The 16,725-nt window shown below is 28.5% G+C and carries 15 protein-coding genes; 4 read left to right on the top strand and 11 right to left on the bottom strand.

Features of this window, described 5'->3' with window-relative positions:
• Positions 1-179: 179 nt before the first annotated feature.
• The 4 genes from QMG30_RS08070 to QMG30_RS08055 are packed head-to-tail and all read right to left on the bottom strand — an operon-like array spanning position 180 to position 4,205.
• Complete coding sequence (locus QMG30_RS08070) at positions 180-1,682, bottom strand: sensor histidine kinase (RefSeq protein ID WP_281814328.1); 1,503 nt, start codon at positions 1,680-1,682, stop codon at positions 180-182.
• A 36-nt stretch (positions 1,683-1,718) separates the two neighbouring features.
• Positions 1,719-2,267 (bottom strand): sensor histidine kinase, encoded by a 549-nt coding sequence (locus QMG30_RS08065; protein WP_281814324.1) that lies wholly within the window; start codon positions 2,265-2,267, stop codon positions 1,719-1,721.
• Positions 2,257-3,270, bottom strand: coding sequence for a TRAP transporter substrate-binding protein DctP (dctP, locus tag QMG30_RS08060; protein WP_281814321.1), 1,014 nt, complete (start codon positions 3,268-3,270; stop codon positions 2,257-2,259). The genes QMG30_RS08065 and dctP overlap by 11 nt, the downstream gene beginning before the upstream one ends.
• A gap of 35 nt (positions 3,271-3,305) precedes the next feature.
• On the bottom strand, positions 3,306-4,205 hold the full coding sequence (locus QMG30_RS08055; RefSeq protein ID WP_281814318.1) for a DMT family transporter: 900 nt from the start codon (positions 4,203-4,205) through the stop codon (positions 3,306-3,308).
• An 83-nt stretch (positions 4,206-4,288) separates the two neighbouring features.
• Between QMG30_RS08055 and QMG30_RS08050 the strand changes: the two genes are divergently transcribed.
• Positions 4,289-5,884 (top strand): response regulator transcription factor, encoded by a 1,596-nt coding sequence (locus QMG30_RS08050; RefSeq protein ID WP_281814315.1) that lies wholly within the window; start codon positions 4,289-4,291, stop codon positions 5,882-5,884.
• A gap of 14 nt (positions 5,885-5,898) precedes the next feature.
• Here the strand turns inward: QMG30_RS08050 and QMG30_RS08045 are convergent, their stop codons facing one another.
• From QMG30_RS08045 to QMG30_RS08015, 7 genes are all read right to left on the bottom strand, one after another.
• On the bottom strand, positions 5,899-7,182 hold the full coding sequence (locus tag QMG30_RS08045; protein ID WP_281814312.1) for a TRAP transporter large permease: 1,284 nt from the start codon (positions 7,180-7,182) through the stop codon (positions 5,899-5,901).
• On the bottom strand, positions 7,179-7,685 hold the full coding sequence (locus QMG30_RS08040) for a TRAP transporter small permease (protein ID WP_281814309.1): 507 nt from the start codon (positions 7,683-7,685) through the stop codon (positions 7,179-7,181). Before QMG30_RS08040 ends, QMG30_RS08045 begins: the two co-directional genes overlap by 4 nt.
• Positions 7,686-7,764: 79 nt before the next feature.
• On the bottom strand, positions 7,765-8,871 hold the full coding sequence (locus QMG30_RS08035; protein WP_281814307.1) for a TRAP transporter substrate-binding protein: 1,107 nt from the start codon (positions 8,869-8,871) through the stop codon (positions 7,765-7,767).
• A 356-nt stretch (positions 8,872-9,227) separates the two neighbouring features.
• Complete coding sequence (locus QMG30_RS08030; RefSeq protein ID WP_281814305.1) at positions 9,228-10,229, bottom strand: GGGtGRT protein; 1,002 nt, start codon at positions 10,227-10,229, stop codon at positions 9,228-9,230.
• Positions 10,230-10,241: 12 nt separating this feature from the next.
• Positions 10,242-10,934 (bottom strand): iron-sulfur cluster assembly scaffold protein, encoded by a 693-nt coding sequence (locus QMG30_RS08025; RefSeq protein WP_281814303.1) that lies wholly within the window; start codon positions 10,932-10,934, stop codon positions 10,242-10,244.
• Between the two features lie 571 nt (positions 10,935-11,505).
• The gene (locus tag QMG30_RS08020) at positions 11,506-13,434 is read right to left on the bottom strand and encodes an ABC transporter permease (RefSeq protein WP_281814300.1); all 1,929 of its coding nucleotides are present in this window, start codon (positions 13,432-13,434) and stop codon (positions 11,506-11,508) included.
• Entirely contained in the window at positions 13,421-14,185 is a 765-nt protein-coding gene (locus QMG30_RS08015; RefSeq protein WP_281814298.1) for an ABC transporter ATP-binding protein, read from the bottom strand. Before QMG30_RS08015 ends, QMG30_RS08020 begins: the two co-directional genes overlap by 14 nt.
• A gap of 225 nt (positions 14,186-14,410) precedes the next feature.
• Between QMG30_RS08015 and QMG30_RS08010 the strand changes: the two genes are divergently transcribed.
• From QMG30_RS08010 to QMG30_RS08000, 3 genes are read left to right on the top strand one after another with little or no spacing between them, the layout of a single operon-like run.
• A complete protein-coding gene (locus QMG30_RS08010) occupies positions 14,411-14,770 on the top strand; it encodes a GntR family transcriptional regulator (protein ID WP_281814295.1) in 360 nt (119 codons plus the stop codon).
• A gap of 4 nt (positions 14,771-14,774) precedes the next feature.
• Positions 14,775-15,467 carry an ATP-binding cassette domain-containing protein gene (locus QMG30_RS08005; protein WP_281814293.1) on the top strand — a complete coding sequence of 231 codons (693 nt, stop codon included), beginning with the start codon at positions 14,775-14,777 and terminating at the stop codon, positions 15,465-15,467.
• Entirely contained in the window at positions 15,464-16,540 is a 1,077-nt protein-coding gene (locus tag QMG30_RS08000) for a hypothetical protein (protein ID WP_281814290.1), read from the top strand. Before QMG30_RS08005 ends, QMG30_RS08000 begins: the two co-directional genes overlap by 4 nt.
• Positions 16,541-16,725: the final 185 nt, after the last annotated feature.

Below are 16,725 nucleotides of genomic sequence, written 5' to 3'. Positions count from 1 at the left end.
ATAACTTATTTTATTCAGATATGAATTAGAAAAATAACTATGTATAATAGAAAAAAACTAAAACTGAAAATCTTTTTATTATACTATATATAAGTAGTGATTAAAACGACTACTTACATATAGTATAACATAAAATCTGTAAAAATCAAAATTTTTTTATAGAATAATAAATATATCTTTTATTTTGGAAATATGAATTCAACACTTGTACCTTCATTCAATTTGCTTTTGATGCAAAAACAATCTTCTCTCTTAGTAAATAATCTCATTCTATTTTTAACATTAATTATTCCTATGGATTTTGAATTACCATCATGTAACTTTCTCTTATCATTCATTATGTTTTTAATCTTCTCTTCATCTATCCCTACTCCATCATCTATTATTGTAACTATAACTGATAATGATGTGTCTTCTATACAAATTGTTAATTTACCATTTTCTTCTTTATTTTCAAGTCCATGTATAATCGCATTTTCAACCATTGGTTGTAATATGAGTGGAGGTATCAGTATATCCATATTAGAACATCTATTATCTATATTGAATTCAATACGATCACCATAACGTGTTTTTTGGATATACATATATTTTTCAATAACCTCCAACTCTTTTTTTAGAGATACACATTCAGATACATCCATCAAAGTATGTCTGAACAATTCAGATAAAGCTTGGATAAGTCGTACTGCTTCTTCTGAATCTTGAAACATAGCTTTTCTACAAATAATATTTAATGTGTTAAATAAAAAATGAGGATTAATCTGTGACTGTAACATAGCATACTTAGCATTATCCAGCGACTTCTGCATCTCAAGATTAATGAGTTGTTCTTGGTGTAATCTTTTTTCCATAATAGCTTTTTCATTTAGATGATCTATTTTTTTCTTAATACTAATCTGCATGTTGTTAAGAGATCTATTCAACTCACCCATTTCATCTGGGAGATCAGTATTATAAGTTTTCATTTCTAATTCTCCTGTTGCTATTTTTGTCTGCATCCTTATGATTTGCTTTATATTTTTGGTAAGGTAGTCAGAAAAAAATATTCCTATAAATGTTATGATAGCAATTAATGTAATGACAACTATAATAGTTGTTTTAGTAGTCTTATTCCAATAATAGAATAAGTTACTGTATTGTTCATTAATGGCTTTTGACGATTGTTCTAGAAGTTGGTCAATATATATTATTATATAATTATACATTCTATTAACTTTATATTGATTAGTTGTTATATTATCATTATACTGCCTTATTGTAACATTAGCTTCATCTCTATAAATATCAAAAGCATTCTTGATTGCATGAATAAGCAAATATTCTTCTTGTATGATTGAGTTTTTTTCGATTTCATTAATTACATCAAATGCTTTGTATCCAGTGTCATTAAAATTAGATAATATTTTCAAGGTGGATTCATTAAATGTCTGAGTTTCTTTTAATACAGATTCATCTAAATAATCATTCAGGTACTGATTATTCATTCTAATCGTCTTTTTAAGTAAACTAATCTTGGAGTAACTGTTATTATCTTTTTTATAATTACTTAAAATATTATAATCTCGTTTAATAATAAAAGCATTCTCCATAACTATAAAAATAATTATGATTAATACAAATAACATTAACTTTTGCTTCAAACCTAATGGATATAAGAATTTTTCCAGAAATTTTCTCATGTTATTCACTCCTGCTCAATAGTGAATTATAATAAGTTAGATAGGTAAATGAATAGATATCTTCGTTCCTATACACGGTGTGCTTTTAACAGTTATCTCACCAATTTTAGTAACTTTACATATCATATTGTTTATAGATCTATAATTATTACTATCCTCATCTAATTTAGCCGTTTCAAAACCAACACCATTATCCTGAATAATAATATCGCAATAATCTTGTGCAGATTCTACTATCAGCTTCAGTTCCCATATTTCTTTGTTACCATAAAATGCATGAGTAAAAACATTTTCAACAAAACATACGACCATTCCTTTTGGTATGTAAACTCTTGCATCAGGATAACTGGTTTTTATTATTGCTCTGAACATATTTCCCCTTTTGATCTTATATAGATTTATCATCATTTTCACAATATCAATTTCTCTTTGAAGTATGTAAATTTCATCTTCCGTATGTTCTTTATACCTTATAATCTCTATTAATTCATCAATACTTTTTTGAATGATTTCTTCATTCTTCATTAAAGCTAACCTAGAAATCATATTTAAATTACACATGATATATTCATACTTACTTTTCATCGTCTTCTCCTATTCTAGTAATTTCATTAAGTAAGTTAACATATTTATCTCTAAAAGGTACATATAGTTTTTCAAAGGCTTCATTGAATTTTTCAATATGATCATATTCTACAAAATTAATACCTGCTTTCTTTAACTCTTCAATAACTTTAGTTTCCGTTTCTATTATTTCCTCTTTCTCATATACTGCTGAATCCTTTGCTGCTTCACTGATAATTTTTTGTTGTTCAGGTGTCAATTGCTTAATTGCAGTATTTGAAGCGATCAACGCTTCTGGCGCATAGGAGCAAGACATAAAATAAAAATATTTAGCCACTTCGTAATTGTTATTGTAATAATATTCTAACAAATCATTTTCTGCTCCTTGAATGTACCCGGATTTTATGTAATTATATATATCTTCAACCTTAACAGGAATTGGTGAAAATGATAAAGAAATCATTTCATTCATCTTTGTTTCATTTTCAGGTACACCAATTTTCAATCCTTCTAAATATATCATACTAGTATTGGTATATATTCCTCTTCTAGACCCTTCGTACCATGCTAGCAAATTAATTTTCTCATTTTTAAGTCTTTCAGTAAATAAACTACCCATTTCTCCATCTAATAAAAGCTCAATATCATTTCTATCTTTAAATATATTAGGTAGAAAAAACATATTTATCTCATCAACATAATTACTTAAATAAAGAGTACTTACTCTCGCGAAGTCAATTCCTCCAAATTCAATTTGTTCAGCTATATTGGTTTCATTCCCTAAATCACTAGAATCGAATTTAATGATTTCAATCTCACCGTTAGTTCGTTCTTTAACTAAATCAATAAATTTTTGTGTTGCTTTAACTGATGGATGTTTTGAACATCTACTTTCTGCTAATCTAAATATTAATTGTCTATTATCTACTAACGTATTATTTCCCTTGTTAAAAAATCGGGCATAATTTATATACATGAAAATAAGGCAAAAACATATTATAATAGCTATCTTAATTCTTTTCAAATCATTAGGACTCCTTTCTAAGTAAGTGGATATTCTCATCCATCTATTTTATCACGATTTTTACTAAAAATATACATTCCTATTGTTACTATAAATATCCCTATTATCTGTAAATATAAAGGTTTTTCATTAAGAATTATCATACCACTCAATAAAGAGAAAACAGGAGGTAAATTATTATAAATAGATGTTTCATTGCTTCCAATTTTTTCAACTCCAAAAATCCATAGTGTATTAGCGATACACAAACTAAAAATACCTCCATATAGAATACACACCCATCCCGTTAAAGGTACCAAATTAATATCTAATCGAATTAATTCACTAGAAGAAATTATAATGAATCCTAGAAAAACCAAACCGAACATTATAGTAGACACCTGATAATGAGAATATCTTTTCACCAAATCTTCCGAGATGACAGTATAGATAGCTGCTGCCAATTGTGCAATTAATAATAAAATGATACCTATCTTACTTGTATTAGAATCATAATTATAATTAACACCATTTTGAGTAATTAGGAAAATTCCCATCATTGTTATAATAGCACCTATATATTTATTTTTTTCTATGATTTTGTGCTTAACGAAACGATTAATCATCATAACACTTATTGGCATTACTGCAATAATAGTAGATGCAGTTGCCGCTGTAACATATTTCAATCCATAAATTAATCCTAATTGAAAAACCAATCCTCCCAGTCCCATAAATATAAACTTATGTACATCAGCTTTCTTAACTTTTTTATAGGTCTTGGAATGATTTAAAAGAATTAAAAAGGAAATAGTCGCTACTAATAATCTTAGAGTAGTAAATGTTAAAGCAGGCATATTTTTAATTCCTAACTTTACTACAGTGGGATTAATACCATATAATAATGCCACAAAAAGTAATATTAACCTAACAAATTTAGTTGAATATTTATTCATGTAAAATACTTCCTTCCAGATTATTGTTGAACTTGAACAGTTATTGTTTTTCCTATATAATAAAGTAATACAGGAGGTCAACTATGTATAAACTATTAATTGTTGATGATGAACATATAGAAATAGAAGCATTAAAATACATAATTTCCAATAGCAATCTGCCTATTAATAAAATTGAAACCGCAAACAACGGTCGAAACGCAATTCAAATCGCTTCTTCATTTTCACCGGATTTCATTATTATGGATATAAAAATGCCTGGTATTTCTGGCATAGAAGCAGCAAAGATAATAAAAGAAACTCTACCCTACTGCAAAATAATATTTTTAAGTGCATATAACTATTTTGATTTTGCAAAAGAAGCCATAACTATCGGTGCCAGTGATTTTTTAATAAAGCCCGTATCAAACGAAAATCTAATAAGTGTATTAGAAAAAATGATTAAACTTACGAAAGCTGAATTTATGGATCGTGAGTTGAAATTTTCCATTGAATGTAAATTCAAACAAATTAGTACTTATTTTGAAAATGAATTAATTAATTATCTGCTTTTTGCTGAATGCAAAAAATCACAGATCATAGAATATTTTAATGCTTTGAACATTGATTTCGATTATCTTTATTGTTTAGTTATGGAACTTGATTCCAATACTATACATGATGCATCATCACTAAAAGAAACCATGATAAAAAGAAGAGCAATCAAAATTATTAAACAAGACGTTGCATCTTTATCTTTTCAATGTCTTGCTAATTATAATAAAAATATGATTTATGCTCTTTTATTAACCAAAAGCAAAATAGATACTAATAATATTGAAACCGTTTTAAGAAAAACTTCTATATATATTGAATCAAACCTGCTTATAAGGAATCGTTTAGTCATAAGTCATTCAACTGAAGATTTGATGGGTATAAAAGATATGTTTATTAATTATAAGCAATACTTATTAACTCATCCTTCTTTAAGAATTTCTTGTGAACCAAAGTTTAAATCGCCAATGAATTCTAATCAAATACTAGATAATGAAAACAAATTATTAGAAAATATTTTAATACTCAATGAATCTTCTAGTTTGATTATAGTAAAAGATTATGTTGATTACCTATATGAACAAGATTATAGTTTGGATACAATAAAACAATATGTATATGATATGCTTATATTTATAAAAAAATCAATATGCATCAAAATTAACAAATCCCTACAAAATACTTTGAGTATCAATGTTAATTATAAAACTCAATTAAAAGATATATTATCAAAATCTAGCCTATACTGTTTTTTACAAGAACAAGTTATCTATTTTATTTCTTTATTGAAACAACATAATGCTATCCCTTGTGATTCAGTTATAGATAGAGTGTGCAACTATATAAATAATAATTACATGAATAATATATCTTTAAAACAAGTATCCAACAAAGTTAATCTAAGCAGTCATTATCTTAGCAAGCTTTTCAAAGAACAAAAATTAGTTACTTTTAGCGACTATCTATCTCAAGTACGTATAAATAAGTCAAAAGAGCTTCTTAAAAATACTGATTTGGCAATTAACGTTATTGGATTGAAAGTTGGTTATAATGATTCTAATTATTTCACAAGAGCATTCAAAAATTCAGAATCCATAACACCCAAAGATTACCGTAATGCAGCTAATAATTATCTAAATATGTAATTGATGCTTTATAACTATTTCAACAGTAGATTAGGAAGCCAAAGTGATATAGCTGGTACATAAGTAACAAGTAACAAAACAATAAAATTGCATGCAATAAATGGAAGTGATGCCTTAAATATATCCGTTATCTGTAACTTACATACTTTCGTAGCAGCATTCAAGCACATACCTATCGGTGGTGTTACAAGCCCTATAGCACAACCTGTAATCATCATTGCACCGAATTGCAAGCCATCTATACCTAACCCCTTCATAACTGGTAATAATATAGGTACAACAAGTAATAATGCAGGTGCAACATCAATAAACGTTCCTATAAAAAGTATGATTATAATTAATATCAATAAAATCCAGTTTTTACCTATATTCATGTTCAAAAAGAAATCTGCTACAATTTGAGGTACTTGTTCAACAGCCAATATCCAAGAAAAAATCATACTGAAACCTACTATAATCATAATACTACTTGATGTTAAAAATGTTCTTTTGAGTATAGGGTATAATTTCTTTAATTTAAATTCTTTATATACCAATGCTCCTATAATGATTGCATATAATGCCGCAATTCCTGCTGATTCAGTTGCTGTCGCGATTCCTGTGGAAACTGATACAACTATAATTATAGGCATCAAAATAGCTAACGTCCCATCTTTCATTGTATATGCAAAATGTTTTCTATCAAATTTCTCGAAAGTAGGGTGATAATTATTCTTTTTAGATATTAAATACACTATAGCTATTTGAGATACTCCTATCATAATCCCTGGAATCAACCCTGCTAGAAAAAGAGATCCCACTGATTCTCCTGATGCCATTGCATACATAAGCATTGGTATACTAGGTGGGATTATCATCCCCATTGTAGAGGACGCAACTGTAACACCAGCAGAGAATGCTTTTGGATATCCTTTTTCAGTCATTTGTGGAATAAGCACAGAACCAAGTGCAGATGTATCAGCTACAGACGAACCTGAAATCCCACCAAAAATCATGCTTGCTACAACATTGACTTCCCCTAATCCACCTTTAAAAGGTCGAACTAAATACATGCTGAAATTAATTATCCGTTTTGTAATACCACCAGTGTTCATTAATTCTCCGGCTAACACGAATAAAGGCATAGCCATAATTATGAAACTATTAGTTCCAGACCATATTCTCTGAGGCAACATGCAACAGAATTGTGGAGCATGCATACTTAAATATACTATACTTGAAGCACCAATTGAATACGCAATCGGAACTCCTAACACTACTAATACCAAGAAAAATCCAATCAAAATTAAGATATTCATGTCCTACCCCCTGCTTTTTCTATTTGTACTTTTACTACAAACCATTTTTGAATAATTGATCTTATCTCATATAATGCACTCAAAATAAAAGAAATCGGCATCATTATATAAACATATTTATATTTAAGCTTCAATCCAGATGATAACGTATTGCCGACCTTATCAATCCATCCAAAACTAATGACAGCTAAATAAACTAATGTAAATACTACAATTGTTGTTATTATAGATTCAGTAATTATTTTTAATTTACCAGGTACCAGATTCCTGAAAAAATCTATTTCTATATGTTCTTTTTCCTTTACACACAATACAATGCCGAAATAAGTTGTTGCAATGAATACGAATGTTATTAACTCTTCAACCCAGATGAATGTAATATTTAGAACATATCTCATGAATACCGTAATAATAACAGAAACAGCCATAATACCCATTAAAGAAACATTGAATATTTCTAAAAATTTATCCAAAAATTTAAACATATCTTTTATATATTTCATTTTCTTTTATCCTTTCAAAAGTATTAATATGTTTATAAAGAGAAGTTTTATCAACTCCTCTTCATCTTAAATATTATAACTATTCTAATTCTTCCAGAATTGCATCTAGATGTTCTTTTTTAATCAAACCCTGATCCACAAAGTTATCCCACACAACTTTTGAAGCATCAATGAATTTCTGTCTTTCTTCAGCTGATAGAATAGTTACTTCCATACTATTTTTCATTTCTTCCATATATTTTTCTTCTGCTTCATATATTAAGCTATCACTATATTCCATCATCTCTTTTGAACAATCTATAATAATATCTTTTAGATCTTCTGGTAAAGATTCAAGCCACTCTGTATTGACATAAACTGGATCAGGATGTACTTGATAGTTAGCCATTGTTATATATTTCTGCACTTCATAGAATTTCATAGTACCTATATTGATAATTGGATTTTCTTCTCCATCTGCAACACCTGTCTTCAGCCCCATATATGTCTCAACATAAGGTACTGATACAGGATTAGCTCCTAATGCTTCCATTGTCTGAACTATACTGTCTATTGGAGGAGTACGCATTTTTAATCCTTTTAGATCGTCTGGCTCTTTAATAGGTCTAACATTATTAGTCCATTGTCTGAATCCACCACCATCACCAGTTGCTGTAACTGTTATTCCTACCTCTTTGGTAGCTTCAGCTATTTCATCTGCAATAGGACCACGACAGATTGATTGAAAATCTTTCAGATTCTCAAATAGAAAAGGCATTGTATATACCATTAATTCTGTTGCTGTAGCATCGAAGACTCCTGCTCTAACAGCTTCAATTGTACCCATTTTAACTGCTTCAACTAATTCTGGTTCTTTTCCTAGCTGACCAGCTGGGTATACTTCTACAATAATGTTTCCATTAGTTTTTTCTTCTACTATCTCTTTGAAATACTGAATTGATTGGTCTCTCGGACAACCTGCAGGATGGGCATGTGCAAATTTCATGATTATCGGTTCTTTTGTTTCTGACTTCTCATCCCCATCATTTTTGTTAGATGTTACTTCTTCTGATGTATCATTTTCATTAACCACATCAGATTTTTTTGTATCATCTTTAGCTGAATCATCATTTGATTTATTACTACACCCCACAAACATAGAGCAAATCATTATAGTACATAACAACAAGCTTATAAATCTTTTCATTAGTCTTCCTCCTAATTATCTTAAGTTTATACATATAAGCTTATCAACAAACTTAGCTTATCTAGTACAATAAGAATTATAGCTTATTAATAATGTTAAATCTCTATAAAATCTTACTATTTTCTTCACTTATATGCCATTTCAAGACATATATTCAACCTAATAATGCAAAATAGCATTTTGGTATTTTCATAGCATTTTTTTACACTAAACATACACAATCATACATTTATTGAAATAATAAATAGGCTATACCTCATAAAAAGATTTCGAGGAAAACAGAAAGTAAAACTTCTATTAAATAAAAAAATCCCTAACCAATTATAGTTAGAGATTTTCTTAATCAAATATGATTATTATTTATTCATTGCTTCTTGTACTGCAACAGCTACTGCAACTGTAGCACCAACCATTGGATTATTACCCATACCAATAAGTCCCATCATTTCTACATGGGCTGGTACAGATGAAGATCCAGCGAATTGTGCATCTGAGTGCATTCTACCCATTGTATCTGTCATTCCGTATGAAGCTGGTCCAGCAGCCATATTATCTGGGTGAAGAGTTCTACCTGTTCCACCACCTGAAGCTACTGAGAAATATTTTTTACCTAATTGTACACATTCTTTTTTATAAGTACCAGCAACTGGATGTTGGAAACGAGTTGGGTTAGTTGAGTTACCAGTAATAGAAACGTCTACGCCTTCTTTGTGCATGATTGCAACACCTTCGCGTACATCGTCAGCACCATAACATCTAACTTTTCCTCTTTCTCCATTTGAATAAGCTTTTTCTTTAACTACTTTTAATTCACTTGTATTATAATCGAATTGTGTTTGTACATAAGTAAATCCATTGATTCTTGAAATAATATAAGCTGCATCTTTACCAAGTCCATTAAGAATTACTTGTAAAGGTTGTTTTCTTACCTTGTTTGCAGAACGTGCAATACCGATAGCACCTTCAGCAGCAGCAAATGATTCATGACCAGCTAAGAAAGCGAAACATTTAGTTTCTTCTCTAAGAAGCATAGCTCCTAAACCACCATGACCAATACCAACTTTTCTTTGATCAGCTACAGAACCAGGAATACAGAAAGCTTGTAATCCTTCTCCAATAACTTCTGCTGCATCTGCTGCAACTTTAATCCCTCTTTTTATAGCAATTGCTGCACCTAAAGTATAAGCCCAACATGCATTTTCAAAACAAATAGGTTGAATAGATTTAGTAATTTCACTTACATTAATTCCTTTTTCATCACATATTTGTTTTGCTTCTTCAATAGAACCGATGCCATTTTCTTTTAAAGTTTTTTCAATGCTTTTAATTCTTCTATCGTATCCTTCAAATAATGCCATATTACTAACCTCCTATTCCTGTCTTGGATCGACTGTTTTAACAGCGTCTGTGAATCTACCATATATGCTTGTAGCTTTTTTCATAGCTTCTACTGCGTCCATACCAGTTTTAATCATATCCATCATTTTACCGAAGTGAATGAATTCATAACCAATAATTTCATCATCTTCATCTAATCCGATTTTAGTAACATAGCCTTCTGCCATTTCAAGGTAACGAGGACCTTTATCAAGTGTACCATACATAGTACCTACTTGAGAACGAAGACCTTTTCCTAAATCTTCTAAACCTGCACCTACTGGAAGTCCATCTTCTGAGAATGCAGTTTGAGTTCTTCCGTAAACTATTTGTAAGAATAATTCTCTCATTGCAGTATTGATTGCATCACATACCAAATCAGTATTAAGAGCTTCTAAAATAGTTTTTCCTGGTAAAATTTCTGATGCCATAGCAGCTGAATGAGTCATTCCTGAACATCCAAGTGTTTCAACTAATGCCTCTTGAATAATACCATCTTTTACATTTAAAGTAAGTTTACATGCTCCTTGTTGAGGTGCACACCAGCCAATACCATGAGTAAGACCAGAAATGTCTTTTACTTCTTTAGATTGAACCCATTTTCCTTCTTGAGGAATTGGTGCTGGACCATGATTAGGACCTTTTGCAACACAACACATGTTTTTCACTTCATGAGTGTAGTTCATAAATATCTTCCTCTCTTGATTAGTCATATTGATAAATTTTTATCAAATACATAATTATGTTTTGTTATATTAAAACCTATGACAATATTGAAAATGACAAATAAGGTCATATTTTAGGTTTTCCCAGACTATTATAACTAATTTTAAGGATTTTTACAATTGCTATTATAATATTTTTTTAAATAGTTTAAGTTGATATATCAACTTTCCCACTTCAATATTCTATGTAGACAAGCTAATCAAAAGGCTTTTCAGAATAGAATATAAGTATTTTTTCTAACTTTTTATTGCGTAAACCAAACCTATAACCTTTATTTACCTGCATTAAATTAAATGTCGGGAAAATTGAGTTAATAACTTAACAAACAGGATAATCTTCAAGTTATTACCTTATATGCTATGTTTTAGTTATCATTCAGTAATTAAAAAAAGAGCCACTTAATATTTTAAGACAGCCCTAAAAAGGTTTGCTTAGTAGAATGAATATATTAATGTCTACTATAATTTCATTCTACAAAAGCAGCAATCATTTTTTTAAATCTAATATTGAAATGAAAAATAAAGATAATAATTATTTTTTTAATATGATTTTCTTGTAGTAATTGACAGTAAGGAAATAATATATTAAATAAATTACTGAATACCCTACCATAGTAACAATTACAGGAGTTAATATATGAGCATTCAATACTTGATTAAATGCACTAAGTGCAAATCCTGAATGACAGAGACCAACAATTAGCGGTAACAAGAACATCAGTAATATCTGCTTCTTGACAGACCTTGTTATATCTTTTTTACTTACACCGATTTTTCTTAGTATTGTATATCTGTCTCTTTCATCATTAGCTTCAGTTATTAATTTGAAATATATTATACTTCCTGTTGATATCAAGAAAATAATTCCCACAAAAAATACTGCAAAAAGTATAGTTACATAAGCTTCATTCGCATCTTTAAAATGATAGTAGTATGTAGTAAGTCCATTATCGGCTGGAACAGTTTTAATTATTTCATCTGATAATTCTTTGCTATCAAGTGGATCTGTTACTTTTACAGCATAATAACTATTGGTTTCAGCTCCACTTTCAATGATTTTATCATAAATATTGTCACTAACCACTAAATACATAGGATCATATCCGTTTTTTACAATACTTTGTTTATATAATTTTTGGATAGTCAGTTTTCCTGCTGATATGTCATTGGCATTTACGTCTATTGTAGAACCTTTCAATTTATGGAGATCATACAACTGGACACTTGAAAAGTTCAGAACACACTCATCATCTTTTAATTTTATCTGCTTATCCATTTCTCTGATATCCATCATTTTATTAAAAGTAGAATTGGAAATTGTATAAAATGTTTGATCACTTCCTAGATTCCATTCAGCTACTTTTGTTTCAAAATCATAATTTATCATACCACTAACTTTAGCCCTATCAATCTTCATATTACCTATAAGTTCATTTTTATCACTATTGTTAACTATGTCTAACACCTTATCATTAGTTGCTTCATCAATATATTTATAAGTGAATGTATATGGGTAATTCTCAGCTTCATTGGTTTTAAAATCATAATACGCACTATCTACCATTCCTAATGCCGCTATAGTAGAAGCACTAAGTATAGCGATAGTTGCAAAAGTAACCGTATGACTTTTGATTCTATAAGCTATATTTGAAATCGCTAATATATTATTACCCTTATATAATATTTTCTTTCTTTTCTTCAGCATTCTTACTATAAATACTAGAAAATATGAGAATAATCCATAAGTACCTGCAATTACGGTACCAAGTACAATAAATACATTAATTACAAAAAGCGCATTAACCATATGCTGAGATAAGTAATATCCATATATGACAAGAGCTAATGAAATTATTGCAAATATTGGTCTTGTCTTAAAAGGTTTCTCTTTTTTTCTAGAAGAGGCAAATAATTCTATTAATTTGACTTTATAAATCAACCTATAACTATGAATAGATGCAATCAAAAATATAATCAAGAAGAATATTACAGTATCTCTTGCTGCCCTAATTGAAAATGAAAAACTAACATAAACGAATTCATTTAGCATTCTTAGAATGAGCATTACAATTAATTTAGAAAACAGTGTACCTACAGCAATACCAATCACTAGTGCAATTACAGCAATAATCATATTCTCAACAAAAAGCATTCTTCCTATTTTCTTTTTCTTCAAACCTAATAATGAATAAAGTGCTATTTCATTTTTTCTCTTCTTAACAAAGAAAGAATTAGAATACCATATGAAAATTAATGAAAATAGCAAAACTATATAACTAGTAGCACTAAACACAGCTGTCACATTCCCAGATGAATTAACAGCCGCCATCATCTCTTTATTGTACTTAATTGAATTAAACAAATAAAAAATCAATACACTAAATACAGTCGACATGATATATATATAATAATTTTTAAAATTCTTTTTCATATTATTGAACATAATACTATAATACGTCATTAAGGTCTCCCCCCATCATTGCAAGAACATCAATAACTTTATTATAAAACTGCTTTCTATCGCCATTACTAATAAGTTCTGAATAGATATTTCCGTCTTTTATGAATAATATCCTGTCACAATAACTTGCTGCAAAAGCATCATGAGTTACCATAAGAATAGTACTGTCATATTCTTTATTCAATTTCTTCATGCATGAAAGCAGTTCTGCTGATGATTTTGAATCCAAAGCTCCTGTAGGTTCATCTGCTAATACTAATTTTGGATTATTGATAATAGCTCTTGCAGCAGCTGTTCTCTGCTTCTGACCACCTGATATTTCATATGGATATTTTTTTAGTATATCATTGATACCAAGAATTTTGGTTACTTCCATTAATCTTTTATTGATCTCTTTTACATGTACCTTAGATATAGCTAATGGAAGAATAATATTCTCTTCAACACTTAAAGTATCCAATAGATTAAAATCTTGAAATATAAAACCTAATTCATCTCTTCTGAAATCAGTTAAATCATCCTCTTTCAACTGTCCAATATCTCTACCTTCATAGCTAATTGTACCACTGGTGGTTTTATCTATTGTAGATATGACATTTAGAAGTGTACTCTTACCTGAACCAGATGGTCCCATAATACCAACGAATTCTCCTTGGTTCACCTCAAAATTAATATCTACAAGTGCAGTTGTTTTGTTCATCTTAGAACCATATATTTTCGTTACGTTGCTAACTTTTATTATTTGTTTCATATTATCCTCCTCATTTATCTATGAAATATTTATAAAATATTTTTAATATCAACTATTTCTTGATTACAGGTTATATTATAAACATAACCGCTCTACTTAACAATAAATTCATCTTACAAATATTACTATAAACTTACATTTTTGTAAGATACGTAGAAATAACTTCTTGACATTATGCTATAACTGTATTATAGTATTAATACAGTATTCGATAGGAGGGTGATTATGGAATTTGATAATAATGTTCCTGTATATATTCAGATATTATCATATCTAAAAGAATTAGTTATCAAGCGACAATTGAAAGAAGGTGAAAAAATGCCATCAGTTAGAGAATTAGCAAAAGATCTAAAAGTTAATCCAAACACTGTCCAAAGAGCTTATCGTGAATTAGAAAGCGAAGGTATAATAGTTTCCAAAAGAGGTATGGGTTCTTTTGTAACTAGTGACAGTAATAGCATTATAAATCTTAGAGACGAAATTGCAAAAGATACGGTTATGAATTTCGCTAATCGTATGATTAATATGGGATTTAGCAAAAAAGAGATTATGAAGATTATTGATTCATATGTGGAAGGAGAATAAGAATATGTTGGACATTAAGAATCTATCAATAAATTATGGTAAACATAGAGTGTTAAATGATATAAGTATCCATATTGATAAAGGAGAAGTAGTTGGATTGTTAGGTCCTAGCAGCAGTGGAAAAACTACTTTTATGAATGTAGTTTCTGGACTTTTACCATATAAAAAAGGTCAAGTACTAATTAACGGAACGAGTCCCTGTGAAAAGACAAAATCTTATGTTTCATTACTTACTGAAAACAATGCCATACCAAGATGGATGAATTTAAAGGATATAGTGAATTTCCATACTGAAATGTTCAATGATTTCAATAAAGATAAATTCTATTCCATACTCAAGAATATTAATCTTGATATACCTGACAATAAAAAGATTAAACATCTTTCCAAAGGAACTATACAGATGTTACGAGTAGCTCTATCTATCTCTCGTAAATGTGGTCTTTATCTATTAGATGAACCATTAGGTGGAATGGATTCACTTGTAAGAGACCAAGTGACAGATACCATTATAAATGAAATAGATATGGATTCAACAATAATTATTGCTACACACCTTATATCTGAAGTTGAAAAACTTCTTGATAAAGTTATATTCATTAAAAAAGGTCAGATATTAGGTATACATGATTGTGAGGACTTACGAATTGAAAAGGGTCAGTCTATCGAGAAAACTTTTAGAGAGGTGATGAAATGAAAAGCTTAATAAAGTATGAATTAAAAAGAGATAGAGTTTTTATATGGGCTTTATTAGTTATGACTATAATTTTTTCTATTATTTATATATCAATTTATGATTTAACTAACAAAAACACTACTATCTCAATAACTATAATATTATTATGTATTTCCTTTATAATTCTATTAAAAAGACTTAATCATATTGTCAACGATACATTACGTAATAGAGAACATATGGGGCTAATACCTAAAAGTGTATTTCAAATAGTAATGGCAAATTGCATAGTAGTATACATGGATTGTATTATCTTTGGAATAATAATAGCATATATTTATGTTAACTCTTATAACTTTAATCCACCTTTATTAATACTTGTAATCACAAATCTAATATTCACTTTTTACATATTAACTACACTAATATATATTATATTAAATAAATATATTAAAATTCAAATTTTATCAGCTTTGATATGTATTTTAAGTTTAATATTAATAATTAAATTAATAACAATTAATAATGGTTTATTATTAGGTTTTTATTTTATAAATATATATCTTATAGAATCTTATCAGATCACTATGTTAATTATAATATCTCTGATTTGTATAATTACTTTATGTAAGATTTTAGGATATAAATATAGAAATAGAGCAAAGAACTTAAAGATAATTATATTAATAATAATTACTATTGTATTAATTAATTTTACCACCCAATATTATGTTTATTCTCATCGAAATATTGATGATACACAAGTACCTTTTGTTGAAGACACTAACCTTGTAGGAACATGGAAAACAGTTGATTTTGTTAAAGATTACAATAATTATATACCTAAGAATAATGATAATGAATTTATATTTGAGTGCCTTACTTTTAAACAAAATGGAAGTATTGATGAGAAACCTCTTTCAAGTTGGACGAATGGTTTTGTAATGAATTTTCCTCTTGATCAAACAAAAGCGGCATATGTAATTGAAGAAATCAATAATGAAAAGTATCTATATATACAATGGAAATCTGGAGATTATGTTTACAGACATACAAAACCTAGTTATTATGTGTTAAAAAAGATCAGTAAGTAATTTATCTAATATCTATTCATTATTATAAGTGTAATAACACTTAATTCACACAACTAAAATTTATAATGCAATGATAATTTCATCAAAACATATATACTACTTTTTAATCTATTTATTATTTCTATTATAAATTTTAGTTACATTAAAATAAATCACATACCAAAATACACAAAATAAGGAGAAAA

This window comes from Vallitalea longa, from assembly GCF_027923465.1.
GTDB lineage: Bacteria > Bacillota > Clostridia > Lachnospirales > Vallitaleaceae > Vallitalea > Vallitalea longa.
Note: the sequence above shows the minus strand (reverse complement) of the source record. Positions and strands in the feature narration are given on the sequence as shown.